Source organism: Xanthobacter pollutisoli (genome assembly GCF_040044995.1).
Taxonomy (GTDB): Bacteria; Pseudomonadota; Alphaproteobacteria; order Rhizobiales; family Xanthobacteraceae; genus Xanthobacter.
This window is the reverse complement of the sequence record NZ_JBDZDP010000001.1, coordinates 1,046,574-1,070,953: the sequence shown is the minus strand read 5'-3', so window position 1 is coordinate 1,070,953 and position 24,380 is coordinate 1,046,574. Positions and strand designations below refer to the sequence as shown.

At 68.4% G+C, this 24,380-nt stretch carries 29 protein-coding genes and 1 pseudogene; 18 read left to right on the top strand and 12 right to left on the bottom strand.

Annotation, left to right across the window (positions count from 1 at the left end; genetic code table 11):
* Positions 1 to 166 precede the first annotated feature (166 nt).
* A pseudogene (gene hemW / locus ABLE93_RS05000) lies at positions 167 to 1,306 on the top strand (radical SAM family heme chaperone HemW); the annotation flags it as partial.
* A 59-nt stretch (positions 1,307 to 1,365) separates the two neighbouring features.
* On the opposite strand, the gene der reads toward hemW, so the two are convergent.
* From der to ABLE93_RS04985, 3 genes are read right to left on the bottom strand one after another with little or no spacing between them, the layout of a single operon-like run.
* Positions 1,366 to 2,748: a ribosome biogenesis GTPase Der gene (gene der, locus ABLE93_RS04995; RefSeq protein WP_348838318.1), complete on the bottom strand. Its 1,383-nt coding sequence runs from the start codon at positions 2,746 to 2,748 to the stop codon at positions 1,366 to 1,368.
* Positions 2,749 to 2,784: 36 nt separating this feature from the next.
* Positions 2,785 to 3,045, bottom strand: a complete 261-nt coding sequence (locus tag ABLE93_RS04990) for a hypothetical protein (RefSeq protein ID WP_348838316.1) — start codon at positions 3,043 to 3,045, stop codon at positions 2,785 to 2,787.
* 10 nt (positions 3,046 to 3,055) lie between these two features.
* The gene (locus ABLE93_RS04985) at positions 3,056 to 3,742 is read right to left on the bottom strand and encodes a tetratricopeptide repeat protein (RefSeq protein ID WP_348838315.1); all 687 of its coding nucleotides are present in this window, start codon (positions 3,740 to 3,742) and stop codon (positions 3,056 to 3,058) included.
* Between the two features lie 223 nt (positions 3,743 to 3,965).
* Here ABLE93_RS04985 and ABLE93_RS04980 point away from each other — a divergent pair, with 223 nt between their 5' ends.
* Positions 3,966 to 4,760, top strand: coding sequence for a PAS domain-containing transcriptional regulator (locus ABLE93_RS04980; protein ID WP_348838314.1), 795 nt, complete (start codon positions 3,966 to 3,968; stop codon positions 4,758 to 4,760).
* A gap of 141 nt (positions 4,761 to 4,901) precedes the next feature.
* Positions 4,902 to 5,231 carry a N(2)-fixation sustaining protein CowN gene (gene cowN / locus ABLE93_RS04975; protein ID WP_348838312.1) on the top strand — a complete coding sequence of 110 codons (330 nt, stop codon included), beginning with the start codon at positions 4,902 to 4,904 and terminating at the stop codon, positions 5,229 to 5,231.
* A gap of 4 nt (positions 5,232 to 5,235) precedes the next feature.
* On the opposite strand, the gene ABLE93_RS04970 is transcribed toward cowN, so the two are convergent.
* From ABLE93_RS04970 to ABLE93_RS04945, 6 genes are all read right to left on the bottom strand, one after another.
* Positions 5,236 to 5,751 carry a YaiI/YqxD family protein gene (locus tag ABLE93_RS04970; protein WP_348838310.1) on the bottom strand — a complete coding sequence of 172 codons (516 nt, stop codon included), beginning with the start codon at positions 5,749 to 5,751 and terminating at the stop codon, positions 5,236 to 5,238.
* Between the two features lie 41 nt (positions 5,752 to 5,792).
* A complete protein-coding gene (locus ABLE93_RS04965) occupies positions 5,793 to 6,461 on the bottom strand; it encodes a TetR/AcrR family transcriptional regulator (RefSeq protein ID WP_348838308.1) in 669 nt (222 codons plus the stop codon).
* A 53-nt stretch (positions 6,462 to 6,514) separates the two neighbouring features.
* Positions 6,515 to 7,351, bottom strand: coding sequence for a pyrroline-5-carboxylate reductase (proC, locus tag ABLE93_RS04960; protein WP_348838307.1), 837 nt, complete (start codon positions 7,349 to 7,351; stop codon positions 6,515 to 6,517).
* Between the two features lie 199 nt (positions 7,352 to 7,550).
* Positions 7,551 to 8,051, bottom strand: a complete 501-nt coding sequence (locus tag ABLE93_RS04955; protein WP_348838305.1) for a type III secretion system chaperone family protein — start codon at positions 8,049 to 8,051, stop codon at positions 7,551 to 7,553.
* A gap of 385 nt (positions 8,052 to 8,436) precedes the next feature.
* A complete protein-coding gene (locus tag ABLE93_RS04950) occupies positions 8,437 to 8,718 on the bottom strand; it encodes an accessory factor UbiK family protein (protein WP_348838303.1) in 282 nt (93 codons plus the stop codon).
* 76 nt (positions 8,719 to 8,794) lie between these two features.
* On the bottom strand, positions 8,795 to 9,265 hold the full coding sequence (locus ABLE93_RS04945) for a DUF1579 domain-containing protein (protein WP_348838301.1): 471 nt from the start codon (positions 9,263 to 9,265) through the stop codon (positions 8,795 to 8,797).
* A 137-nt stretch (positions 9,266 to 9,402) separates the two neighbouring features.
* On the opposite strand from ABLE93_RS04945, the gene lgt reads away from it, so the two are divergent.
* The 7 genes from lgt to ABLE93_RS04910 all read left to right on the top strand — a co-directional run bounded on the left by lgt (position 9,403) and on the right by ABLE93_RS04910 (position 15,516).
* Positions 9,403 to 10,221 (top strand): prolipoprotein diacylglyceryl transferase, encoded by an 819-nt coding sequence (gene lgt / locus ABLE93_RS04940; protein ID WP_348838300.1) that lies wholly within the window; start codon positions 9,403 to 9,405, stop codon positions 10,219 to 10,221.
* Entirely contained in the window at positions 10,218 to 11,318 is a 1,101-nt protein-coding gene (locus ABLE93_RS04935; protein WP_348838299.1) for a class I SAM-dependent methyltransferase, read from the top strand. Before lgt ends, ABLE93_RS04935 begins: the two co-directional genes overlap by 4 nt.
* Positions 11,315 to 12,082 carry a peptidoglycan editing factor PgeF gene (gene pgeF / locus ABLE93_RS04930; RefSeq protein WP_348838298.1) on the top strand — a complete coding sequence of 256 codons (768 nt, stop codon included), beginning with the start codon at positions 11,315 to 11,317 and terminating at the stop codon, positions 12,080 to 12,082. The genes ABLE93_RS04935 and pgeF overlap by 4 nt, the downstream gene beginning before the upstream one ends.
* Positions 12,083 to 12,098: 16 nt before the next feature.
* Positions 12,099 to 12,650 (top strand): RBBP9/YdeN family alpha/beta hydrolase, encoded by a 552-nt coding sequence (locus ABLE93_RS04925; RefSeq protein ID WP_348838296.1) that lies wholly within the window; start codon positions 12,099 to 12,101, stop codon positions 12,648 to 12,650.
* Between the two features lie 188 nt (positions 12,651 to 12,838).
* Positions 12,839 to 13,480: a hypothetical protein gene (locus ABLE93_RS04920; protein WP_348838295.1), complete on the top strand. Its 642-nt coding sequence runs from the start codon at positions 12,839 to 12,841 to the stop codon at positions 13,478 to 13,480.
* 175 nt (positions 13,481 to 13,655) lie between these two features.
* Positions 13,656 to 14,609, top strand: coding sequence for a ribose-phosphate pyrophosphokinase (locus ABLE93_RS04915; protein WP_348838294.1), 954 nt, complete (start codon positions 13,656 to 13,658; stop codon positions 14,607 to 14,609).
* Between the two features lie 112 nt (positions 14,610 to 14,721).
* Complete coding sequence (locus tag ABLE93_RS04910) at positions 14,722 to 15,516, top strand: class I SAM-dependent methyltransferase (protein WP_348838293.1); 795 nt, start codon at positions 14,722 to 14,724, stop codon at positions 15,514 to 15,516.
* A gap of 16 nt (positions 15,517 to 15,532) precedes the next feature.
* Here ABLE93_RS04910 and ABLE93_RS04905 read toward each other — a convergent pair whose 3' ends face one another.
* Both ABLE93_RS04905 and ABLE93_RS04900 read right to left on the bottom strand, forming a co-directional pair.
* On the bottom strand, positions 15,533 to 16,327 hold the full coding sequence (locus ABLE93_RS04905) for a phosphatase PAP2 family protein (protein ID WP_348838292.1): 795 nt from the start codon (positions 16,325 to 16,327) through the stop codon (positions 15,533 to 15,535).
* Between the two features lie 146 nt (positions 16,328 to 16,473).
* A complete protein-coding gene (locus ABLE93_RS04900) occupies positions 16,474 to 17,367 on the bottom strand; it encodes a branched-chain amino acid aminotransferase (RefSeq protein ID WP_348838291.1) in 894 nt (297 codons plus the stop codon).
* A 211-nt stretch (positions 17,368 to 17,578) separates the two neighbouring features.
* Between ABLE93_RS04900 and ABLE93_RS04895 the strand changes: the two genes are divergently transcribed.
* From ABLE93_RS04895 to ABLE93_RS04880, 4 genes are all read left to right on the top strand, one after another.
* Positions 17,579 to 18,130, top strand: coding sequence for a MarR family winged helix-turn-helix transcriptional regulator (locus ABLE93_RS04895; RefSeq protein ID WP_348838290.1), 552 nt, complete (start codon positions 17,579 to 17,581; stop codon positions 18,128 to 18,130).
* Between the two features lie 146 nt (positions 18,131 to 18,276).
* Positions 18,277 to 18,990 (top strand): response regulator, encoded by a 714-nt coding sequence (locus tag ABLE93_RS04890; protein ID WP_348838289.1) that lies wholly within the window; start codon positions 18,277 to 18,279, stop codon positions 18,988 to 18,990.
* Complete coding sequence (locus ABLE93_RS04885; protein WP_510182966.1) at positions 18,987 to 20,384, top strand: ATP-binding protein; 1,398 nt, start codon at positions 18,987 to 18,989, stop codon at positions 20,382 to 20,384. The genes ABLE93_RS04890 and ABLE93_RS04885 overlap by 4 nt, the downstream gene beginning before the upstream one ends.
* A gap of 66 nt (positions 20,385 to 20,450) precedes the next feature.
* On the top strand, positions 20,451 to 21,302 hold the full coding sequence (locus ABLE93_RS04880) for a tRNA nucleotidyltransferase (protein WP_348838288.1): 852 nt from the start codon (positions 20,451 to 20,453) through the stop codon (positions 21,300 to 21,302).
* 3 nt (positions 21,303 to 21,305) lie between these two features.
* Here the strand turns inward: ABLE93_RS04880 and ABLE93_RS04875 are convergent, their stop codons facing one another.
* Positions 21,306 to 21,659, bottom strand: a complete 354-nt coding sequence (locus tag ABLE93_RS04875; RefSeq protein WP_348838287.1) for a tRNA-binding protein — start codon at positions 21,657 to 21,659, stop codon at positions 21,306 to 21,308.
* Positions 21,660 to 21,870: 211 nt separating this feature from the next.
* On the opposite strand from ABLE93_RS04875, the gene ABLE93_RS04870 reads away from it, so the two are divergent.
* The 4 genes from ABLE93_RS04870 to ABLE93_RS04855 all read left to right on the top strand — a co-directional run bounded on the left by ABLE93_RS04870 (position 21,871) and on the right by ABLE93_RS04855 (position 24,357).
* A complete protein-coding gene (locus ABLE93_RS04870) occupies positions 21,871 to 22,614 on the top strand; it encodes a VHL beta domain-containing protein (RefSeq protein WP_348838286.1) in 744 nt (247 codons plus the stop codon).
* A 460-nt stretch (positions 22,615 to 23,074) separates the two neighbouring features.
* Entirely contained in the window at positions 23,075 to 23,305 is a 231-nt protein-coding gene (locus ABLE93_RS04865) for an AbrB/MazE/SpoVT family DNA-binding domain-containing protein (protein WP_169121843.1), read from the top strand.
* Positions 23,305 to 23,718, top strand: coding sequence for a type II toxin-antitoxin system VapC family toxin (locus tag ABLE93_RS04860; protein ID WP_348838285.1), 414 nt, complete (start codon positions 23,305 to 23,307; stop codon positions 23,716 to 23,718). Before ABLE93_RS04865 ends, ABLE93_RS04860 begins: the two co-directional genes overlap by 1 nt.
* Before the next feature lie 102 nt (positions 23,719 to 23,820).
* Positions 23,821 to 24,357 carry a hypothetical protein gene (locus ABLE93_RS04855; RefSeq protein WP_348838284.1) on the top strand — a complete coding sequence of 179 codons (537 nt, stop codon included), beginning with the start codon at positions 23,821 to 23,823 and terminating at the stop codon, positions 24,355 to 24,357.
* Positions 24,358 to 24,380: the final 23 nt, after the last annotated feature.

Below are 24,380 nucleotides of genomic sequence, written 5' to 3'. Positions count from 1 at the left end.
TTCATCCCGGCTTCACGCCAATCCGCCTGTGCTGTCATGCTCCGGCTCGACCAAAGCACCTCTGCAGGCCGTAAGTGATGGACGCGGCCGCGACGAGGGGCCCTCTGGTCAAGCCGGAGGGCGACGGGAGCGCGAGGTTTCGCTCGCGGCAGAGGCGGCGGCGGACCAGGATGGCGGCTTCGGCGTCTATGTCCATTGGCCGTTCTGCAAGGCCAAGTGCCCTTATTGCGACTTTAACAGCCACGTCCGCTTCGCCCCGCCCGACGAGGCACGGTTCGTCGCCGCCTTCCGGCGGGAGATCGCCCACATGCGCGACCTCTCCGGTCCGCGAAGGGCGCGCAGCGTCTTCTTCGGCGGCGGAACGCCCTCCCTCATGGCACCGGCGACGGTGGGGGCCATCCTGGACGCCGTCCACGCGGCCTGGCCGCTGGACGCCGATGCCGAGGTCACGCTGGAGGCCAATCCCACCTCGGTAGAGGCCGAGCGCTTCCAAGGTTATCGCGCGGCCGGGGTCAACCGCGTGTCGCTGGGCGTGCAGGCCCTCGACGATGCGGACCTTCAGGGCCTCGGCCGCATGCACTCGGTGGCGGAGGCCCTGGCTGCCGTGGCCATCGCCCGGCGGGCATTCGAGCGGGTGTCGTTCGACCTCATCTATGCCCGCCCGCGCCAGACCCCGGACGGCTGGGCGGCGGAGCTCCAGCGCGCGTTGGCGGAGGGCTGCGAACACCTCTCTCTCTATCAGCTCACCATCGAGCCCGGCACGCCCTTCGAGCGGCTGTACGGCGCGGGCAAGCTCCAACTGCCCGACGACGAGGTGTCGCGCGCCTTGTGGGACGTGACGCAGGAGGTGACGGCCGCCGCCGGGTTGCCCGCCTACGAGGTCTCCAACCACGCCCGGCCGGGCGCTGAAGCGCGGCACAATCTGGTCTATTGGCGCTACGGCACCTATGCCGGTATCGGCGCCGGCGCCCATGGCCGCCTCAGCGTGGACGGCATGCGCCGCGCTTTGGTCACCGAGCGCGGCCCCGAGGACTGGCTGGCGCGGGTGGAGGCGCACGGCCACGGCATCGTCGGCGATGAGCCACTCTCCCAGGCCGAGCAGGCCGACGAGATGCTGCTGATGGGCTTGCGGCTCAAGGAGGGCATCGACCTCGTCCGCCATGCCCGCCTCGGCGGGGCGGTGGACGAGTCGGTCATCGCGGCGCTTCAGGCGGAAGGGCTGGTCGCCCGCGAAGGGAACCGTCTGCGGGTGACCGAGGCCGGCTTCCCGGTGCTCAATGCGGTGATGGCCGCGCTGGCGGGATAAGGGCGAGGCGGGTGCGGCTCGTGCCGCGCGTTTCCGGACGCCCCGGGACGTCCTCGCGCTCAGTCGGCGTAGGGGTTGTCCTTCTCGCGCAGGGTCAGGCGGATCGGCACGCCGGGCAGGTCGAAGCTCTCGCGCAGGCCGTTGGTCAGATAGCGGATGTAGCTTTCCGGCACCGCGTCCGCGCGCGAGCAGAACAGCACGAAGGAGGGCGGACGCGCCTTGGGCTGGGTGATGTAGCGCAGCTTCACCCGGCGTCCCGACACCGCCGGCGGGGGATGGCTGTCCGTCACCTGCTGGAGGAAGCGGTTGAGGGGGTTGGTGGCGATACGCTTGTTCCACACCTTGTGGGTGGCGGCGATGGCGGCCACCAGCTTGTCGAGCCCGTGGCCCATGAGGCCGGACACCGGCACGATGGGCATGCCCTTCACCTGCGGCAGCAGATGGTCGGCCTCCTCCCGCAGGCGGGCCGCGAGGCCGCCGCGAGGGACAAGGTCCGCCTTGTTGTAGCCGATGACGATGGCGCGGCCCTCCCGCGCGACCAGATCGGCGATCCTGAGATCCTGTTCCTCGAAGGGGTGGGTGGCGTCCACCAGCAGCACCACCACCTCGGCGAACTTCATGGCGCGCAGGGCATCAGCGGCTGAGAGCTTCTCCAGCTTGTCCTCGATGCGCGCGCGCTTCCTGAGGCCGGCGGTGTCGAACACCTCGAGCTTCACCCCGGCATAGGTGACTTCCACCGAGATGGAATCGCGGGTGATGCCGGCCTCGGGGCCGGTGAGCAGGCGGTCCTCGCCCAGCAGGCGGTTGATGAGGGTGGACTTGCCGGCATTGGGTCGGCCCAGCACCGCCACCTTGATGGGGCGCTTCGGCTTGTCGTCCGCCGCATCCGCATCGCCCGCCTGCGCGTCGTCGTCCGCCTCCTCTTCGTCCTCCGGCGGCCGGGTCTGCTCGGGCAGCGCGTCGCAGATGGCGTCATAGAGGTCGGACAGGCCCTCGCCATGCTCGGCGGAGAGGGGCACCGGATCGCCGAGGCCAAGGCCGAAGGCCTCCAGGGCCCCCGCCTCGCCGCCGCGGCCCTCGCTCTTGTTGGCGACGAGAATCACCGGCTTGCCGCACTTGCGCACCAGGTCGGCGAAGGCGCGGTCGGTGGGGGTAAGGCCGATGCGGGCGTCGATCATGAACAGGATGGCGTCGGCATGGCCGATGGCCGCCTCGGTCTGGGCGCGCATGCGGCCCTCGAGGCTGGCGGCGTCGGCCTCTTCCAGACCGGCAGTGTCGACGATGCGGAAGGACAGGTCGCCGAGCCTTGCCTCGCCCTCGCGGCGGTCGCGGGTCACGCCGGGACGGTCGTCCACCAGCGCGAGCTTCTTGCCCACCAGCCGGTTGAACAGGGTGGACTTGCCGACATTGGGGCGCCCGACGATGGCCAGGGAGAAGGTCATGATTGGGCTCGTGGCCGTCCGGCCGTCAGGAGGATGTCAGCGCTGCTGACCGCTTTGCGGCGGGGGCGGCAGCTGGTCGACAGGCGCATTGGCGTTGGAGGGCTGGGAGAGGGGGGTCGAATAGTCCACGCCCGGTACTCCGGTAGGGAACACCGGCTGTCGGTTGCCGGCGAGCGGCTTCTTCGGCTGGTCGAAGGGGTTCAGCTTGTCCAGCGTCTCGCAGCCCGCAGCGGTCAGCGCGAGGCCGAACGCGAGCGCGAGGCGAACGGTGCTGAACATGCGGGTCGTCCTCTTCATCGGCTCTTCCTCATTGGGTCGGGGCGCTGCCGGGCGCGGCCTCGGGCGCCGGGGCCGCCGCGGCGGTCAGGCGGCGCACCAGCTCCGCCCGCGAGCGCACGCCGGGGGGCGTCTCGCCATCGGAGGTGATGCTTGTGGCTGTCTTGTTGGCGGCGGAGAGGTCGCCGGCCTTGAGTTCCGCGAGGGCCAGCGCCTCGCGGGCGGAATGGCGTAGCGGGCCGGTGCCCGTGGCGATGGCGCCCACGCGCTGCTTCACCTCCGGCAGGCCGGCGGTGTCGACCAGCAGCAGGGCGCCCCGAACCAAAGCGAGATCCCGTGCGAGGGCGGGCAAGCGGGTGTCGGCGGCAATGGCGTCGAAGGCGGCGATGCCGGCGACCTTGTCGCGGGCGGCGGCGACACCGGCCGCCCGGAACAGGGCGAGCGTGCGGTAGCCGGCCGGACCGGTCTTCGCGATCTCGATGAACGCGGCCTCCGCCTCGGGCAGCTTGCCGGCCTCGGCGAGGGAGACGGCGCTTTCGTAGGCGGCGCTGGCGCTCACGGCCTGCTGGTGGCGCCAGTATTTGTAGGCGCTCCAGCCCGCCGCGGCGACGACCACCAGCACGCAGGCGGCAATGATGAGGGCGCCGAACCGGTCCCAGACCTTGCGCAGGCGGTCGCGGCGGAGGTCTTCCTCGATCTCGTGAAAAATGTCGGTCATGGGGTCCGCGATAGGATGGGGTCGGCGATCGGCATCGGCCGGCGTGCCGGCAAACGGGCGCGTAAAGTATCCATGCGGCCTCTTCGTGGCAAACACGGCGATTGCGCGGCGAAGGCGCAGGTTGCCGAGAGGTGCGGAACACCCCCGAATTGGCAGCACGCGTCGGCCGCCTAGTATGCCCGGGCCCCCGCTTGGGGGAGGGCGAGAGGGCAGCAGCGGAGCCATGGGGGAAACCAGCGGGGCATCGGCGCCCCTCTCGTTCGAATACCGTCTTCAGCGAACGCCTGTCGGGGTGGTGCTGCTGGATGCGGACCTCGCCATTCGGGCGGTCAATCCGGTGGCCATGCGGCTGCTGGCGCCGCCCGGCACCCACCTCACCGGCCTCGACATCCTCGCGCTCCATCCGCCGGAGGCGCGGCAGAAGGTGGCCTTCCTCATCGAGCGGGCGCGCGCGGCGGAGGACGGCACCTCCACCCTCGTCATCACCACCGCCATGGGCAGCCTGATTGCCAAGGTGACGCGGCTGGAGGCCGAGTTCGGCGGGCCGGCGGGAGGCTTCTGCATGATGATCCATGCCCTGGCCGAGGCTCCGGTGATGGGCCGGGCGGGCAGGCCGGAGGGGGATCTGCGGGTCGAGGGCCTCGCCGTGGCGGGCGAGTCGGCCATGGCGGCCCTGTGTCCGCTCATGAAGCTGCCCCTGGTCAAGGGCCGGGGCGACGTCATCAGCCTCATCGACGTCGCCGAGGTCGTGCTGTTGATGGCCCAGGGCCATTATGCCGAGGCGCATACCCGCACATTCTCCGCTTTCTGTCCTCGTGCGCTGGCGGATCTGGAGCGTCGGCTGGATCCGGCGCAGTTCGTGCGGGTGCACCGGCGCTTCCTGGTCAACATCCGCCACGTGCGCGCCGCCGCCCGCGAGGACGGCGGCTGGCATCTGGTGATGGCCGACGCCGCGGCAACGCGGGTGCCGGTGAGCCGCTCGCGGGTGGAGCAGGTGCGCCGGCTGCTGGCGGTCTGAGGCCGGCCGCCATTCGTGCAGCCACGATGCCGTTCATGCAGGGCAGGGGGCCTCGTGCCGCCGCGATTGAGGGCGCCAACTGGAGAGCCCCATGGTCCCGCCGACGCCGCAGCGGCGTCTCTCACGCACGGGGACTTCGCCATGACCATGCCTGCCGCCGGCTCCCAGCAGCTGCATTTCGCGCTCGACCGGCCAGACCGCTACCTCACCTTCCAGGGCATCGACTTCGACGGCAACATGCGCCGGGTCCTGGCGCACCTCTCCCGCTACATCGACGATCCGGCCTGCGGCAACGCCTTCTGGGACCGCTTCAAGGCGCGCCTCGCCACCGCAGAGGCGGGGAAGGCGGCTATGTGCGACAAGCTGCTGCTGCTGCATTCCCACGTCTATTACATGGTCGACCTGTTCGAGGAGCACGACGACGCGGCGGCCCTCGCCGACCTCAAGACACTGGAGGAGGAGTGCTTCTGAGCGCCTAGTCGTCGAGCGGCGGCGCGGCGACGAAGCCGGCCCGCTTGAGCCGAACGATGGCGAGGTCCAGGGCCGAGAGGAAATCGGACCGGGCACGCGGCGAGAAGGGCTTGGGGCCACCCGTCACCGCTCCGGCGGAGCGCAGATCGTCCATCAGATTGCGGGTGGCGAGCTGCAGGCCGATGGAATCGCGAGTGAAGGGCTTGCCCGTCGGCGCGATCACGTCGGCCCCGGCGGCGACGCAGCGGGCGGCCAGGGGCACGTCGGCCGTGACCACAACATCGCCGCGCACGGCCCGCTCGGCGATGAAGTCGTCCGCCGCGTCCGGCCCCGCCGGAACGGTGACGCGTTCGATCAGCGGATGGCGCGGCACCTGGATGGGCATGTTGGCCACCACATGGACGCGGATGTGGTGGCGGAAGGCCACCTTGTAGGCCTCCTCCTTCACCGGGCAGGCATCGGCGTCGATATAGAGCGCGATGGGCGCCTCACGCGGGGCGGTGGGGATCGGCGATGTCATGGCGCTGAATGGCACCCGGCCGGAGCGGGGGCAAGGCCGGATCAGGTCGAAACCGGCTCCTTAGCCGGTGCGCCGGTGTCGTCCGTCCGCGCCGAGGCGCGCCGCTTGCGCCACGGCATGGCAATAAAGGCGAGGTCGTCCAGCATGCCGAGCAGCTTTCCGCCCTGCTCCAGCTCGCGGTCCAGGGTGGCCATGGTGCGGGCGAGGCCGGGGTCGTCGTCCTCCAGCCACACGTCCACGAGGCGGGCGAACAGCAGCGCCAGCCCCTTGGCCCGCACGCTGCCCGAAAGGCCGGTGCAGTCGATGCCGGCGGCGGCCAGCATCCAGCGCTCGGAGGCTTCCGACAGCCGCAGCAGCCGCAGCGCAAGGGCGGGATCCCGGCGGGCCGAGCGCTGGAGTGAGCGCACGGCGTCGCGGTGCGGCTCGAGGGAGTCGAGGCGGCGCATGAGCACCTCGAACAGGCGCTCCTTCGGCCCCTCGCCGGCGAGATCCTCGTCGTCCGCCCCGCTTCCGGCGAGGACCTGACGGTCGGTGGCGCGGAAGAAGGCGGCCACCAGATCGTCGATGGAGGTGTAGGAGGCGCGCATCTCCGACAGGGAGACGCCGCAATGGGCGGCCACGTCGCCGAGAGCGATGCCCTGGAGCGGCTTTTGCGCCAGCAGGGCGAGGAAGCTGCGCAGGCAGGCGTCGCGCGTGGTCTCGGAGGACATGGCTCTCTCCCGCTTCTGCTCACGTCGCGGGCTGGTAGTCCCGCGACGGCCTCTCAGCCAGCCAATTCTTTGCCCCGTTTCGTCGCGGCGGCAACCGCCTCGACCATCAGCGGAGGAAAGCCGCGGCTCTCGTCCATCAGAACCGCAAGGGCCGCCGCGGTGGTGCCGCCCGGAGAGGTGACGTTCTGGCGCAGGGTGGCCGCTTCGAGATCGGACTGGTCCATGAGCGCCCCGGCCCCGGCCACGGTCGCCCGGGCGATGCGGGCCGAGAGGTCCGGCGGCAGGCCGGCGGCGGCTCCCGCCTTGGCCATCACCTCGGCAAGGAGAAAGGCATAGGCCGGACCGGAGCCTGAGACCGCCGTGGCGGCATCCATCAGGCCCTCATCGTCGACCCACTCGACGATGCCGATGGCACCGAGCAAGGCGGCGGCGAGCTCGCGCTGGCGTGCCGTGACGGTGGGGGCGGCCACCGCCACGCTCACGCCGCGGCCGATGGCGGCGGGCGTGTTGGGAATGGAGCGCACCAGCGCCGCGTCGGCGCCGAAAGCGTTGGCCATGAAGGAGAGGGTACGACCCGCCATCACCGAAACCACCAGCGTGCCGGGCTTCACCAGCCCCGCCACCTTCGGCAGCGCGTCGGGCGCGACCTGGGGCTTCACCGCCAAGAGCAGGACGGAGGGCGGGGCGATGGCCTCGAGCGCGGGATTGACCGAGACACCACGGTCAGCCAAGGCGGCGGCGGTTTCGGGCGGGAGGTTGGGATCGAGCACCACGGCCTGGTCAGCGGGCAGGCCGAGGGCGAGCCATCCCTCCAGCATGGCGGAGCCCATCTTGCCGCAGCCGAGCAGCACCACCGGACCGGTCAGAATATTCAGAACGCTCTCGCTCATCGCCGCCTCGCAAGCAGCATCGCCAGGCGGTGCCGCGCCGTGTCAGTGGCTTTCACATAACGGAGGAGGCGAGGCGGCGCCACCGGCAGGGCGAAGCGGCGCAGGGGAATGACAATGGCTTGTCGCGATGCGAACGGGACGGGCGCCGAGCCCTCCCGCACGGGGAGGGGCGTCGTTCCCCCTTCCGGGACCGTTCGGCTCAGGCCTCGCCAACAGTGTCGAACAGCGCGGTGTCCATGGCCTCGCGGGAGGTCTTGCCCGCCCAGACGACGAACTGAAAGGCCGGATAATACCGCTCCACCGCATCGAGTGCGGCGTCGAGGATCGCCTCGCACTGGCGGTCCGAGGCGGTGGCACCGCCGGCCAGAACCAGAGCGTAGCGGAACATGATGACCCCTTCCTGGGACCACATGTCGAAATGGCCGAGCCACATCTGCTCGTTGATGAGGGCGAGGAGCTTCAGCACCTCCGCCCGACGCCCTTCCGGCACCTTGAAGTCGAAGGCGCAGGCGAGATGCAGCGATTCCAGTTCGTCCATCCACTGGAAGGAGACGTGGCAGTCCGTCCAGCGGCTGGAGAGTGAAAGGGTGATCTCGTCCTCGGCGGAGCGCTCGAACGACCAATCGCGCAGCGCAGCGAGCTGCTCCACGAGATCAACGGGGTTCGCCGGCGCATCGGCTTCGATGTCGATGAGAGACATGGCCTCGACCTCGCGGTTTGAGGAACGCGGAGAGGGTCGAACGCGGCATCGCCCGCTGATCAGGCCAAAACGTGGCACAAACGACGTGGCGTGCCGGTGGAAAGCCCGCCATCGGGACGTGCCCGGAAAGAGCGCGTCCTGCAAGAGGGCATCCTGGCGAAGCTGCGCCCCGTCGTACTCCTGCCCGATACGACGAACCGGCTCCGAATCGCCACGAAAATCAGTATATCGCGGGTAAAGATTATCCTGCTACGACAGATTGTGTCTGCCCCCGCCCCATGCGGCCTAATTGTCGCAGGGGCGCGGTGCCGCTACGGAATGGCACATTTCCCCTGAGAAAAATCCATCCGATCTGGCGCCGGGTCGAAAATCCAGAGGCGGCAGCTCAGACCGGGTCGGAGGGGGGCGGAGCCGGATGGCCGTCCAGCCGGGCCTCAAGGGCCGCGAGGCGGTCGGCGAGGCGCTCGTTCTCGGCCCGCGCAGCAGCGGCCATGTCCTTGACCGCGTCGAATTCCTCGCGCTTCACCAGATCCATGTCGCGCAGGAAGCGCTCCATCTGGGCGCGCATCACGGTCTCGGCCTCGCGCCGCACCCCCTGGGCCACGCCAGCGGCATCGTTCACGAGACGCGCCATCTCGTCGAATAGGCGACCGGTGGTCTGGGTCATGGAAGCCTCCTGACGGCAGGTTCGCGCCGTCCGGCGAACATGGCGACAGACGCCCCCCGGCGCAAGGGTGGCCGCCTCAGCCGCTGCGGCTGTAGCGTGCGGAAAACAGATCCTGCCAAGCACCGTCGGGCAGCCGCTGGCGCGAACGCAGGACGCGGGCGTCGTCGCCCTCGAAGGTGATGATGTCCTGATAGTCGGTGAACGCCCCCGTCTCGTCGAAGGTCGGTCCGCGGGCATCGAGGGTGAGGCAGGCGCCGGCCGCGTCGATGCTCCCCTCATAGACCCAGAGATAGGTCATCATGGAGCCGACCCAGCTGCCGACGATCTTGCCCTTCTGCGGGTCGTAGCCGAGGGTCATCACGGTCTTGCCCGCGCTGCCGTCTGGCATCTCCATGTGGGCTTCGCAGATCACCCAGAGGTCGCCAAGGGTGCGGACGGTTTCAGTGCCCTTCACCGTGCCTTCGCCGTCATACGATGGGGCTTCCACGCTCCATTCGCCGACGAGGCGCTTCAGCCACATGTGCGCGTCGGTGGGTTCAGCCTGCATCGCGTCCTCCCTCGCCAGGTTGGCCGGCATCATGGCATGGCGCACGCAGGATGACAGGGGCGCCGTCGGCTTGACGGGCCCCGCCCCGGCACGGCACATGGGCGCCGCCGCGCGGCGGCGCCATCTTCGGGGAGCCGATGCCGACCCTCGCCCTGCCCTTTCCCGCCATTGATCCGATCCTGGTCCAGGTGGGGCCGCTGGCGATTCGCTGGTACGCGCTGGCCTATATCGCCGGCCTCGTGCTCGGCTGGCTGCTGGCCCGCTGGCTGGTGGCGCGCCCGGCGCTCTGGGGCGGCGTCTCGCCCATGAAGCCGCAGGACCTCGACGACGCGCTGTTCTGGGCGACGCTGGGCGTCATCCTCGGCGGCCGCCTCGGCTATGTGCTGTTCTACAACCCGGCCTATTTTGCCCAGAATCCGGCCGACATCGTCGCGGTGTGGAAGGGCGGCATGTCGTTCCACGGCGGCCTCGCCGGCACCCTCGTGGCGCTGGTGCTCTTCGCCCGCTCCCGCGCCATCTCCGTCCTGTCGTTGCTGGACGTCTCCGGCGTGGTGGCGCCTCTCGGCCTGTTCTTCGGGCGCCTCGCCAATTTCATCAACGGCGAACTGTGGGGCCGTCCGGCCGACGTGCCGTGGGCCATCGTTTTCCCCCACGGCGGGCCGCTGCCGCGCCATCCGAGCCAGCTCTACGAGGCGGGGCTGGAAGGCATCGTCCTGTTCCTGGTCATGCTCATGGTGGTGCGCGGGGGCGGATTGAAGCGGCCGGGCGTCGCGGCCGGCATCTTCGGCATGGGCTACGGCATCGGCCGCATCATCGGCGAGTTCTTCCGCGAGCCAGACGCGCAGCTCGGCTATCTCGCCTTCGGCACCACCATGGGGATGTGGCTGTCGGTGCCGCTCGTGCTCGCCGGCCTCGGTCTTCTCCTCTATGCGCTGAAGCGCACGCCGGCGCCGTGACCACGCCGCTCGGAGAGGAGATCGCCCTTCTGATCGCCGCCGAGGGGCCGATGCCGGTGAGCCGCTACATGGCCCTCTGCCTCGGCCATCCCCGCCACGGCTATTACATCACCCGCGATCCGCTGGGCGCCCGCGGCGACTTCACCACCGCGCCCGAGATCACCCAGATGTTCGGCGAGCTGCTCGGCCTGTGGGCGGTGGCCGCCTGGCAGCAGATGGGCGCGCCCGACCCTTTTCGTCTGGTGGAGCTGGGCCCCGGCCGCGGCACGCTCATGGCCGACGCCTTGCGGGCCGCCCGCGTGCTGCCGGCCTTCGGCGCCGCCGCCCGCATCGATCTGGTCGACACCAGCCCGGTGCTGCGGGCTGCTCAGGCGCGAGCGCTCGCGGATCATGGCGCTCAGTGGCACGACCGCGTCGAGGACGTGCCCGAAGGGCCGGCGATCGTGCTGGCCAACGAATTCTTCGATGCGCTGCCGGTGGATCAATATGTCTGGACTGGCGACGGATGGCATGAGCGCCGGATCGGGCTCGGGGACGGCGGCCGGCTTTCCTTCGGGCTCGATGCCGCGCCGTCGCGCATCGCCGCCACCTTCGCCGCGGACCTGCCCCCTCCGCGGCCCGGCGCGGTGCTGGAGGTGATGGAAGGCGGACCCGCGCGCGCCCTCGCCGGCCGTCTCAAGGCGCAGGGCGGCATGGCGCTCGCCATCGACTACGGCCATGCCGGCGGCTATGGCGACACCTTCCAGGCGCTCGCCGCCCACGCCTTCGCCGATCCGCTCGCAGCGCCGGGGCAGGCGGACCTGACCGCCCATGTGGATTTCGCCCGGCTCGCCCGGCTTGGCCGGGCCGCGGGCCTGCGGGCCTTCGGGCCGGTGGAGCAGGGGGATTTCCTCGCGCGGCTGGGCCTTGCCGAGCGCGCGGGGCGGCTGATGCGCCATGCTCCGCCCGAGGCCGCCGCCAAGGTCGCCGCCGCCGCCCGCCGCCTCGCCGGGACCGGGGAGGGGGAGATGGGGCGGCTGTTCAAGGTGCTCGGGCTCGCCCATCCTGATGCCGGCGCGCCGCCCGCGTTCGACCTGTCCGAGGAGTTCAGCCGATGAAGATCGAGGCGCCCCTGCTCGCCGCATTGCCCGGCATCCGCCATGCCTTCTTCACCCGGCAAGGCGGCGTTTCGCAGGGGATCTATGCGAGCCTCAACGGCGGCATGGGGTCCAATGACGATCCCGCCGCCGTCACCGAGAACCGCGCCCGCATGGCGCGGGAGATCGGCGTCGAGCCCGGCGCTCTCGTGGCCTGCTGGCAGGTGCATTCGGCCGATGCGGTGGTGGCGACCGCGCCGTGGACGCGGGACGACGCCCCCAAGGCCGATGCGGTGGTCACCCGCACGCCGGGCATCGGCGCCGCCGTCTCCATCGCCGATTGCGGGCCGATCCTGTTCGCCGATCCCGAGGCGGGGGTGGTCGCCGCCGCCCACTCCGGCTGGAAGGGCGCGGTGGGTGGCATCGTCGCCGCCACCGTCGCGCGCATGGAGGAGCAGGGCGCCCACCGCGCCGACATCCGTGCCGTCATCGGGCCGCTGATCCGGCAGGCGAGCTATGAGGTGGGGGAGGAGTTCGTCGCCCGCTTCCTGGCCGAGGACAAGAGCTTCGCCCGCTTCTTCGCGCCCGCCGACCGGCCGCACCATGCCCTGTTCGACCTGCCGGGCTTCATCCGCCTGCGGCTGGAGCAGGCGGGGGTGGGGCAGGTGGAGGACCTCGGCCTGGACACCTATCCCGACGCGGCCCGTTTCTTCTCCTATCGCCGCGCCACCCACCGCAAGGAGCCCGACTACGGGCGGCTGATGGCCGCCATCGCGCTGGCCTGAGTCGGGACGAAGACGCATGAAATCCACCGACGCCGTCCTTCTCATGGTTCCCGGCTGGCAGGGTTCCGGGTTCGACCACTGGCAGAGCCGTTGGGAGCGAAGCCTCTCCTCCGCCCGCCGGGTGATGCAGGCCGATTGGGACGCGCCCGATCCCGAGGATTGGCCCCGCCGCCTGGCGGCGGCGGTGCAATCGGCGGAGAAGCCGGTGGTCGTCGTGGCCCATTCGCTGGGCGTGCCGACCCTCCTCCATGCCGTGCCGCTGCTGCCGGAGGGCAAGGTCCGCGGCGCGTTCCTTGTGGCGCCGCCGGACCTCGACCGCCCGGGCCTCGACCCCCGTCTCGCTGCGTTCGCGCCAGTGCCGACTCATCCGCTGCCGTTTCCCTCGGTGCTGGTGGCGAGCCGCACCGATCCCTATTGCGCCTACGACCGGGCGGAGGGATTCGCCCTCGACTGGGGCGCCGCCATCGTCGACGCAGGGGATGCGGGCCACATCAATGCGGACGCCGGCTTCGGCCCGTGGCCGGAAGGGTCCATGCGGCTGCTCGGTCTCCTGCAATCGCTGAAGTGACGCCTTTACGCCTCCTTCACCCTGAAGGCCGGCCGGGCCTTTCCCAACGGCATTTCACATCCGCGTTAACCGCGTCTTAACCGTTTTTCTGGACCAGCCGGCCGTTTCCCGCTACGCCTTCGGCGACACACTCAACGCCGGGAGCCATCATGCGGGGATATGGGGCAGGAGAGATGCCGGAGGCGCCGATGCGCCGCGCTCCGGTCTTTTGCGCCATCCGCACGCCGCTACGCCTCGCGGGCCTTGCCGTGTGCCTCGCCCTCGGCGCCTGCCAAACCGATGGCTCGGGCATGGCGGGGGCGGGCGGCCAGACCCTCGCCTTCGACACCATCGACGGCCCGCCCCAGTCCACCTTCGACAAGCTCGTCGGCCAGCTCAACTCCGAGGCGGAGACGCGCCGCGTCGCCGTGGTCTCGCGCGCCGGCGGCGCGTCTTACCGGGTGAAGGGCTACCTTGCCATGCACGTCCAGCGCGGCAAGGCGACGGTGGCCTATGCCTGGGACGTGTACGACCGCAACCAGACCCGCGTCGCCCGCGTCGCCGGCGAGGAGCCGGCCGGGTCCGTGAAGGGCTCCGTGGCGGACGGCTGGTCCGCCTGCGACGACAAGGTGCTGGCGCGCATCGCCGACAAGTCCATGGCGAGCCTTGCCGAGACGCTGGGCGTCGGCGGCACCGCGCCGGCCCCCGCCGCCACCGCGCCATCGGCCGTTGCCGCAACGCCGGCGGCTGCCCCGGCTTCGACCGAGCCTCAGACGCGCCCCGATCCCACTGCTGTGCCGGTGGCGGCCCTCGACGCGCCGCAGATGGCGCTGGGCTATGCCGCCAATTGAGCGGGCGGCGACGCGGATACCGTCCGGCAACGATCGTTCTGGCACCCTCGCGCGGCGCTGGCGCTGGCCCTTTACAACATTGTGACGGCCCGCCTATCAGAACCCGAGCAAGTCGAGACCGACGACGTTTCGATCAGGCCCTTAGATCAGGCCCGGCGCCCGGGCGGAGCATCACATGTCAGCGGAGAACGGTCCCATGAAGCTCGTCGCGGGCAATTCCAACCGCGCGCTCGCTGAAGCCATCGCCGCTTATCTCGCAACCCCGCTGACCAAGGCGGTGGTGCGGCGCTTCGCGGACATGGAGATCTTCGTCGAGATCCAGGAGAACGTGCGCGGGCAGGATGTGTTCGTGGTGCAGTCCACCTCGTTCCCCACCAACGACCACCTGATGGAGCTGCTCATCATCATCGACGCGCTGCGCCGCGCGTCGGCCAAGCGCATCACGGCGGTGCTGCCCTATTTCGGCTACGCCCGCCAGGACCGTAAACCCGGTCCCCGCACGCCCATCTCGGCCAAGCTCGTGGCCAACCTCATCACCCACGCCGGCGCCGACCGGGTGATGACCCTCGATCTGCACGCCGGCCAGATCCAGGGCTTCTTCGACATCCCCACCGACAACCTTTATTCGGCCCCGGTGATGGTGCGGGACATCAAGGAGCGGTTCGACATCGGCAACCTGATGGTCGTCTCGCCCGACGTGGGCGGCGTGGTGCGTGCCCGCGCGCTCGCCAAGCGCATCGACGCCCAGCTCGCCATCGTCGACAAGCGCCGCGAGCGCCCCGGCGAGAGCGAGGTGATGAACGTGATCGGCAACGTGGAAGGCCGCTCGTGCATCCTCGTCGACGACATCGTCGATTCGGGCGGCACGCTGGTGAACGCCGCCGAGGCCCTGCTCGCCCGCGGCGCCAAGGAAGTCACCGCCTACATCACCCATGGCGTACTCTCGGGCGGGGCCGTCGCGCGCATCACCGCCTCCAAGCTCAAGGAACTGGTGATCACCGATTCCATCCAGCCCACCGAGGCGGTGCGGGTCGCGCGCAACATCCGCGTCCTGTCCATCGGCACCCTGATCGGCGAGGCTATCGCGCGCACGGCGCACGAGGAATCGGTCTCCAGCCTGTTCGACTGAGTGGTACGCCGCAACTTGCGGTGTTTTGTTGCGGCAGGGTATGCTCAAAGCCGCAGGTTGCGATGACCCCGTGGGGCGTCTCCCGGCCGCGCCGTTCAGGGAGCGCGCCATCGTGTCGGATCAAGCCAAACTCCAGCCGGTTTCAGCCGATCTGTCCCTTGGCGCGTCCGCTATCCCCCGCGTCCATTCCGGCGAGACCTACACCTCCGTCCTCAGCCGGCTTGCGAGCACGCGGGCCGTGCGGCGCTACCTGGAGATCGGCGTCTGCACCGGGGATAGCCTGGCGCAAATCAGTTGCGACCGAGCGCTGGGTGTCGACCCGGACTTTCGCCTCAGCCACAACGTGGCCGCCGGCAAGAGGGATGTGCGGCTGTTCCAGATGCCGAGCGACCTGTTCTTCGCCGAGATCGACGCGGCGGCGGCGCTGGGCGGACCGGTGGATTTCGCCTTCCTCGATGGCATGCACCAGTTCGAGTATCTGCTGCGGGATTTCTACAATACCGAGCGGATCTCAAGCCCCAAGGCGCTGATCGCCATCCACGATTGCCTGCCGCTGTCGGAGGCGATGATCCAGCGCTCGGCGGAGGAGGCGATCCAGCTGGGCCAGGGCTCCGCGCACGAAGGCTGGTGGACAGGCGACGTATGGAAGGTCGTGGTGATCCTGCGCGCCCTGCGGCCGGACCTGCGGGTCATCTGCGTGGACGCGCCGCCGACGGGCCTTGTCTTCGTGTCCAATCTTGATCCGTCGAACGACACGCTGGAGCGCGACTATTGCGCCATCGTCGACCAGTACGCCGCCCTGCCCAATTCCATGGACGGGCTCGCCGAGTTCTACCGGTCCATCGAGATCATGCCCACGGCGCACATCCTGAACGCGTGGGACCACAGCCTCTACTTTCGCGCCTGAGCGCCGAGGTGCGTCCTCATTTGGGCGGGGCCCGGGGTGCGCTTCCGTTGCTCTCGCCTTCCACCTCGCCCTTGCGCTGAAGCCAGAGCATCAGCAGCCAGCACGAGCAGGCCCAGGCGGCCCCGAGCGCCCAGCCACCCAGCACGTCGGTGGGCCAATGGACGCCGAGATAGATGCGGCTGATGCCCACGATCACGGTCAGGATCGCCGCCGAGGCCAAAAGGAAGACCTTCACCCCGGTACGGGCCTGGGTGCGCGCCAGCAGCGCCCCGAGCGTCAGATACACCACGGCGGAGAGCATGGCGTGGCCGGAGGGAAAGCTCTGGCTGTAGACCGACATGCCGTGGGGCACGAGGTCAGGGCGGGGACGGTCGAAGCCCCACTTCAGGATCTGCGACAGCAGTGTTCCGCCGGCCACGGAGAAAGCCACGAGCAGGGCCGCGTGACGCTTGCGCGTCATGGTCAGGAAGGCCAGCACCAGCAAGGTGAGAAGCGTCAGAACTCCGGTGCCGCCCAGCGCTGTGAAGTCGCGCATGGTCTCTTCCAGCCATGGCGGCCCCAGCGGATCTGAGGCATCGGCCGGGTTGCGCAGCGAAAGGAGAATGTCGCGGTCGAGCCGTCCTGTCTCGCCCTCCAGCACCTCGTCGGCCACGGCAATGAAAAAATAGAAGGCGAGGGCGATGAAGCCCACCACGGCCAGCGTCGCCCGCTCCATGCTGCTCACCGAGGCGAGCAACGGGCCGACGACGGGGAGGGCTTCGAGACGGCGCAGGCCGCGCTGGAGAAGGGAAGGCTGGGGAATGTCGCTCACCCGCCAAGGTTTGGCGTGCGTCGCCCTCAGCGTCAACACCCCCGGCCTGCGCCTGTCACCATCTTGGAAAAACGAACACGCCGCCCGGTAAGGGGCGGCGCGCTCAAGGTCAGGCTCAAGGCCAGGCTCGTGGCCCGGGCGTTCGCTCAGGCCGCCTGCTGCTTGGGGCGCACTTCGGCCGAATAGGAATCCATCAACTGGTGCGTGATGCCCGACGGCGCGAAGGTCCAATCCGCGATGGCGCCGACCGGGGTCACCTCGGCCGCGGTGCCGGTGATGAAGCACTCGCTGAAGCCGGCGAGCTCCTCGGGCTTGATGTGGCGCTCCACCACCTCGATGCCGTGGCGGCGGGCGATGTCGATCACCGTGCGACGGGTGATGCCATCGAGGAAGCAGTCCGGCGTCGGCGTGTGGATCACCCCGTCCTTGATGAAGAAGACGTTCGCGCCGGTGCATTCGGCCACATAGCCGCGATAGTCCAGCATGAGCGCGTCGGCGAAGCCACGGCGCTCGGCCCGGTGCTTGGAGATGGTGCAGATCATATAAAGGCCGGCGGCCTTGGCCCGGCAGGGGATCGTCGCGGGATCGGGGCGGCGCCACTCGGACAGATCGAGCCGCAGGCCCTTGAGGCGCTGCTCGGGATCGAAATAGCTCGGCCATTCCCACACGCCGATGGCGAGGTGGATGGTGTTCTTCTGGGCGGCGACGCCCATCATCTCGCTGCCCCGCCACGCGACCGGGCGGACGTAGGCGTCGATGAGGCCGTTCTTGTCGAGCGTGGCCTTCTTGGCCGCGTCGATTTCGCCGATCGTGTAGGGGATGGTGAAGTCCAGCATCTCGGCGGACAGGCGCAGGCGCTCGGAATGCTCGGCGCTCTTGAAGATCTCGCCGCCGTAGGCGCGCTCGCCCTCGAACACCGTGCTCCCATAGTGCAGGCCGTGGGAGAGAACGTGCAGCTTGGCGTCGGCCCACGGCACGAACACGCCGTCGTACCAGATCCAACCGTCACGCTGATCGAAGGGGACACCCTGAGCGCTCATTTCTCATCACTCCTTTTCGGACCGCGTCGTGCGCGCGGCTTCCCCCCAGGCTGCAACCGCGTCTTTCCAGCGGTCTCGCATGGGAATATCTTTACGCCCGCTTACCAAGCCGGCAAAGTCGCGAAATGATCGAACCGGGCTGGGAATGGGCACGACCGATCATTTCGCCGAACGGGCTCTTTGGGTAACGATCAAAACGAAAAAAGTCAACATGACTGACATAAATTCCGCGCTCACCGTTGTCCGCGCCCAGGAATCTGCGGTTTCGCCGGAGGCGACCGAGCAGGTGCCGCTGGTGGATTTCATCGAGCTTCTGTTCTTCGCCTACCGCGATTTCGTCGGCGATCCCGACGAGATCCTGGCGCCCATCGGCTTCGGCCGGGCGCACCACCGGGTCGTGCATTTCGTCAACCGCCACCCCGGCATGCGCGTCACCGACCTGCTCGATATCCTGCGCATCACCAAGCAGAGCCTCGGTCGGGTGCTGCGGGAGCTGGTGGACGAGGGCTTCGTGGAGAGCCGGGCCGGCGCCTCCGACCGCCGCCAGCGGCTGCTGTTTCCGACCCTCAAGGGAGAGGGGCTGGCCCGCCAGTTCATGACGCTGCAGAGCCGGCGCATCGCTGCCGCCTTCGAGGCGGGCGAGCCGCAGGACCGCGAGGCGGTGCGCCGCTTTCTTCTTGCCATGATCGACCCGGAGGATCGCGCTGCGGTAGAGCGGCTGATCCAGCGCGCCGACCGCGCGGCCCGTTCCCGTCCGGCCTGAGCGCGGCCGCTGACACGGCGGCCGCAGCATGCGAAGACGGGCCGACGGCGCGCAAGCGGCCCAACCGAGCGACATTGGCTGGATCTGGCGAAGGCGAGGCATGCAGAAGCTGAACAGTGATCCGAGCGCGCCGGGGGCCGTCCGCCATGGCTGATGCCGCCGCGGCGCCGCTCGTCCTCGCCGACGATGCGCCCCACCTCCTCGTCGTCGATGACGACAGCCGCATCCGCACCCTTCTGTCGCGCTTCCTGGCCGACAACGGCTATCGCGTCACCACGGCCGCCTCCGCCGCCGAGGCGCGGGCTCGTCTGGAGGGCCTCACGTTCGACCTCCTCGTGCTCGACGTGATGATGCCCGGCGAGAGCGGGCTTGACCTCGCCCGCGACCTGAGGCGCGGCTCCGCCGTGCCGATCCTCATGCTCACCGCCCGGTCCGAGACGGCGGACCGCATCACCGGCCTCGAGGCTGGCGTGGACGACTATCTCGCCAAGCCCTTCGAGCCGCGCGAGCTGCTGCTGCGCATCGGCTCCATCCTGAAGCGCGCCCTGCCGCCGCCGCAGAAGGCCATCGAAAGCGTGCGCTTCGGCGAGTTCGCCTTTCATCTGGAACGCGGCGAGCTCACCCGCAACGGCGAGATCGTGCGCATCACCGAGCGCGAACGCGACATGCTGCGGGCCCTCGCCGAGGCGCCCGGCGATACGGTGCCGCGCCTCGCCCTCGCCGGCGGCGGGGCGGCCAGCGAACGGGCCGTGGACGTGCAGGTGAACCGCCTGAGGCGCAAGCTGGAGCGCGATCCCGCCAACCCCACCTATCTTCAGACGGTCCGGGGCATCGGCTATCGGCTGGTGGTGACGCCTTGAGCGTGATCGAGAGCGGGCCGTCCGGCCTGCGCCACTGGGCGCGGACCCTTGCCGACTGGCTGCGCGACGCCAACGCCCGCTTCGCCGCCTGGTTCAACCGGGTGACGCCGAAGGGGCTCTATCCGCGCTCGTTGCTCATCATCGTCACCCCCATGGTGATCCTGCAGTCCGTGGTGGCCTTCGTCTTCATGGAGCGCCACTACAACAAGGTCACGAGCCACCTCTCGGCCGCGGTTGCGCAGGACATCTCCGCTGTGGTGGCGCTCTACGGCGTGCTGCCGCGGGACAAGGACTTCACCGCCCTGCGCACCATCGCCCGGCGCAACCTGAACCTGCGGGTGGAGGTGCTGCCCCCCGCGCCGCTGCCGCCCGCCGGGCCCACGCCCTTCTTCTCGGTGATCGACCGCGCGCTGTCCCGCGAAATCGGCCTTCGGGTGAAGGAGCCGGTGTGGATCGACACGGTGGGCCGCTCCAACCTCATCGACGTGCGCATCCGCATGGAGGATGCGACCCTTCTCATCCTCGCCCCGCGCAATGCGGCCTACGCCTCCAACTCGCACATCTTCCTGCTGTGGATGGTGGGCACATCGCTGGTGCTGCTCACCGTCGCCATCCTGTTCCTGCGCAACCAGATCCGCCCCATCGAGAACCTCGCCGACGCGGCCGAGGCCTTCGGCAAGGGCCGCGACGTGGAGAATTTCCGCCCCCGCGGCGCCCGCGAGGTGCGGCGGGCGGCCATCGCCTTTCTGGAAATGAAGCGGCGCATCGAGCGGCAGATCGAGCAGCGCACCACCATGCTCGCCGGCGTCTCTCACGACATGCGCACCATCCTCACCCGCTTCAAGCTGGAGCTGGCCTTTTTGCCCGAGGGCGAGAGCGAGGCCCTGAAGAAGGACGTGGACGAGTTGCAGGGCATGCTGGAGGCCTATCTCGCCTTCGCCCGCGGCGACCCCGGCGAGCAGGCCGCGCTCACTGACATGAGCGAACTGATCGAGGATCTGCGCCTCAATGCGGAGCGTGATGGCGCCGCCGCCTCTGCGAGCTTCATGGGGCCGCCTCTGGTGGAGGTGAAGGCCGATCAGCTCAAGCGCTGCATCGGCAATCTCGTGAACAATGCCGTGCGCCACGCCGGCACCGTCGCCATCACCGGCACGCGCGACGCCCGGTGGCTGATCGTGACCGTGGACGACGACGGCCCCGGCATTCCCGAGGCGCAGCGCGAGGAGGTGTTCCGGCCCTTCCTGCGCCTCGACGACGCGCGCAACCAGGATGCGGGAGGCTCCGGCCTCGGCCTTTCCATCGCCCGCGACATCGCGCGCGCCCATGGCGGGGAGGTGATGCTTTCCGACAGTCCCATGGGCGGACTGCGCGCGACGGTGCGCATTCCGGTTTAGCTCATAGTTTGGGCATGCCTAGAGCTTGGGCTTCCCCCTTTCGCCGGCTGATGATGCAATGCCGGCATGGACAAGACGCCCTTCCTTCCAGCCGATCTGGTGCAGACCCATCCGGGGCTCGCCTTGCTGCGGCTCGCCTCCCTCGTGGCCGAGGGCAGCGGGGCGGACGAGGACACGCTCGATCTGATGTTCGAGCAGATGGAAGTGGGCGCGCTGGACGGTCTCGACGGTGCCGAGATCTGGGCTGAGCTGGCGCGCGGGCTGATGGGCGCACGGCCGGGGGCGATGGTGAAGGCCCTGCGCGAATGCGGTGTGCTGGAGATCATCCTGCCCGAGATATCCGCGGTCTTCGGCGTGCCGCAGATCACCGACACGGCGGACGAAATCGACCTCGGCGTACTCATCGTCGCGGCGCTGGAGGAAGCGGCCCGCCGCGCCGCCCCGCTGGAGGTGCGCTTCGCCTTGCTGGTGATGCACGCCGGCAAGTCGGATTCCCCGCGCGAGCACCTGCCGGTGCATTATCGCCATATCGAGCGGGCGGCGCCGCGCATCGATGTCATCTGCGAGCGCTTCGCTGTGCCGGGCGTATGCCATGACCTGGCGCTATTGGCGCTCCACGAATGCGAGCGGGTGCAGCGCGCCTCGCCGGTACGCGCCGGGCCGCTTGCCGCCATGCTCGACCGCACCGGGGCGTTCCGCGATCCCGAGCTGTTCGAGAAGCTGATGCTGGTGGCGACCTGCGACTACTTCGCCTATGGCGACAAGACGGGCGAGAGCCACCCCAAGGTGGATCTCCTCACCGCGGCCCGAGCCGCCTGCGCCGGCCTCGATGCGGGACTCGACGCCGACGAGGCCGCGGAAGCACGCGCCCGCGCCATTGCCGCGGCCTTCAAGTCGGAGCGCTGGGCCGAGGCCTGAGGATCAGAACAGGCGTCCGCCGTCCGGCACCTTCACGCTGGGCGAGATCAGCACGACCGCGCCGTCGGCGTCCGGGAAGCCCAGCGTGAGCACCTGGGACATGAACGGCCCGATCTGCCGGGGCGGAAAATTCACCACCGCAGCCACCTGCCGGCCCACAAGCTCCTCCGGCGTATAATGCACCGTGATCTGCGCCGAGGAGCGCTTGAGGCCGATCTCCGCTCCGAAATCGATGGTGAGCTTGAAGGCGGGCTTGCGCGCCTGCGGGAACGGCTCGGCGGCGACGATGGTGCCGACGCGGATGTCGACCTTCAGGAAATCATCGAAGGTGATGGTGGGGGCGTTCTCGTCCGACATGCTCCGGTCCTGCCGCTGCAACTGCGTGCTTATAGGCCGGCGGCCCACCCCCGGGCGAGCCCCGCTGGGCCAGTTCTGATCAAGCGATGGCTTGGCTATTGCAAAATGCGAAAATATCGACTTTTACTTGCGCAATCGGGAGGTGGGGGGCGTTCAAGTGACTTGGAAGACGACAATTTTTGCCGGCTGTGTGGCTTTGGCGGCGATGGGCGTGCTCCGCCCCGCCGTGGCGCAGGAAACGGCCTATGACCGGTCCGGCCGCTGGTCCATCACGGCGGTCTTCGGCGGCAACCAGTTCGGCTATTGCGCGGCGGATGTGGACAACGGCAAGGTGCAGCTGCGCGTCGCCACCGACGGGCGCTCGTGGCAGGTGGGCGTGCCATTCTACGGCAAGACCGGGATGGTCGAAGCGTATTATGGTTTCGGCGGCGCCAGCGAGGTGGGGAACCTTCGGGCGGAGGGCGACGGCTGGGCCTCCATGAAGATCAACGGCGACCAGGTCAACGCCTTCAGATCGTTGCCGGAATTCTCCATCAACCTCGACCGCGGGGAGCAGACCTTCAAGCTGAACGGCGCGGCAGCGGCGATGGACAAGGCGCTCCAGTGCGCCCGCAACCGTGGCCAGAAGCCTTCGCCGCCCCCGCCCCAGCAAAATGCCGCCACGGGCAAGAACTGCCCGGCCATCGGCAGCATCCGTTCGCAGAACAGCAATGCGCCGGTGCAGGTGAACTTCGTGAATCTCATGAAGATCCCGCTGAACATCATGTGGATTGACTACAGCGGCGAGTGGAAGAAATACCACACGCTGGCGCCCAACTCGCACAAGATCCAAAAGACCTTCGGCAGCCATCCCTGGATCGCCGTCGACGCCCGCGGCAATTGCCACGGCGGCGTGATGTTCGGCAATCCGCGGTCGAAGGACGAAGGGGACAACATGTTCCAGATCTGGGAGTGAGGGACGCCGGCCGAAGGGGCGCCTCCGGACCTGCTTGAGCGGCCAGTGCCGGGGGTGTTTCACCGGGTGTTCGGCGCGGGTATCGGCGACGTTCGGGAGCGATGCGGCTGACAGTCAGTCGGGCAGGTTGCCGCCTGGCTCTAAGTGGTATAATGAAACCTGCATAAATATTGGCCCGGGAGCCTGATGGCAGGGGTGCTGGAGCGGCGCGCGGCCTCGTGCTACGCGCAGCCGGACGACCTCGGCGCCGGCACGCTGGAGCACCTCCTGCCCATCCCCTCACCCCCTCCGCCCCCTCTACGCCCTCGACGCCATCTACCCCAACCGCACCCACCTGCCCGCCAAGGTGCGGACGCTGTGGATTTTCTGATGGAGGAGGGGTGGGGTGAGGGGGAAGGCGGCAGTTGCGGAAGGCCAGTCTCGTTCTTACAATCCAACGTAAGAAATTGCGGAGGCCGTCGTGCGCATCACATCCAAGGGGCAGGTCACTATTCCAGCTGACATCCGGACCAAAGCCGGCCTGTTACCCGACACCGAGGTTGAATTCAGCTTCGACGGACAGGTCGTCACCCTGCGACCCACACGGGCAAGGAAGGAAAGCCGCGGGGCGCGCCTCGTGCGCCAGATGCGCGGTCGCGGCGACGTTGCTCTTTCCACCGATGCCATCATGGCGCTGACGCGGAAAGGGTGATGGGCACGGTCTTTATCGACAGTAACATCCTTTTGGATGTATTGACCGAAGACCACAAATGGTTCGCTTGGTCCAGCGCCGCCCTCGCCGAGGCTGCGGACCGGAACCGCCTCGTCATCAATGCAATAGTCTACGCAGAAGTCTCGGTGCGGTTTTCACGCATCGAGGATCTGGAAGCCGCCTTGCCCGCGCAACTGATCGAGCGCGAGGCAATCCCCTTCGAGGCCGCATTCCTCGCCGGGAAATGCTTCCAGACCTATCGCCGGCGCGGCGGCGCCCGCACCTCCCCACTTCCGGACTTTTTCATTGGCGCGCATGCGGCTGTGGCGGGTTATGATTTGATGACGCGGGATGTAGCCCGGTACGAGACTTATTTCCCCAGTCTAGGGTTGATCGGACCCAGTCGGGGTTGAATGTAGGACTGTAATCAACAATAATGCACTTAACGCACGAAGCTCTATAGCTACCAGCGCTATTCGCACGCCGTCTCTCAAGTCTGCCAAGAGCTTGCTGTTATGAACAATTTTCTAAACAAAGCAGCTGAGGACGCCCGACGCCTTAAAAAAGAAGAGGCAGAGCGTCGAGCAAAAGAGAGGAAAAGAGAGGCGATTGAAGCAATAGTTGAGATTCAGGGAAAGTTATATGAACGTGCAGCGGCGTATATGAATCTTATGCTGCTCGGCGGTTATGCTGGAGCGTTTACTATTTGGTCTAATACGGCGAACAATCTTTCTGAAAGAGCTAATATTGCAGTAGGTTTATCTCTGGGCATTTCCATTTCTACGTATATATTTTTTGAAGTTTATAAAATGATAGTAACGTCTTTTAGATTTATTAGAATGAGAAAATTAGTCAATTCAGATTTGCCGCCAGAAGATTTCTTGAAACGAACCTTGGCGTTATATAAGCGAGAAGTCAAGCCAGATCCGGCGTTTATTCCTGTATGGATGGGTGCCGTTTTCGTAGCTTTGACAGGCGCCGTCGCTGCTTTTATTTTATTATTCTATAATTATCTATCGATTTTGGTCGGATTTTCCCGCTGGCCTTCTTGATTCTTTCGATAATCACATCGGTC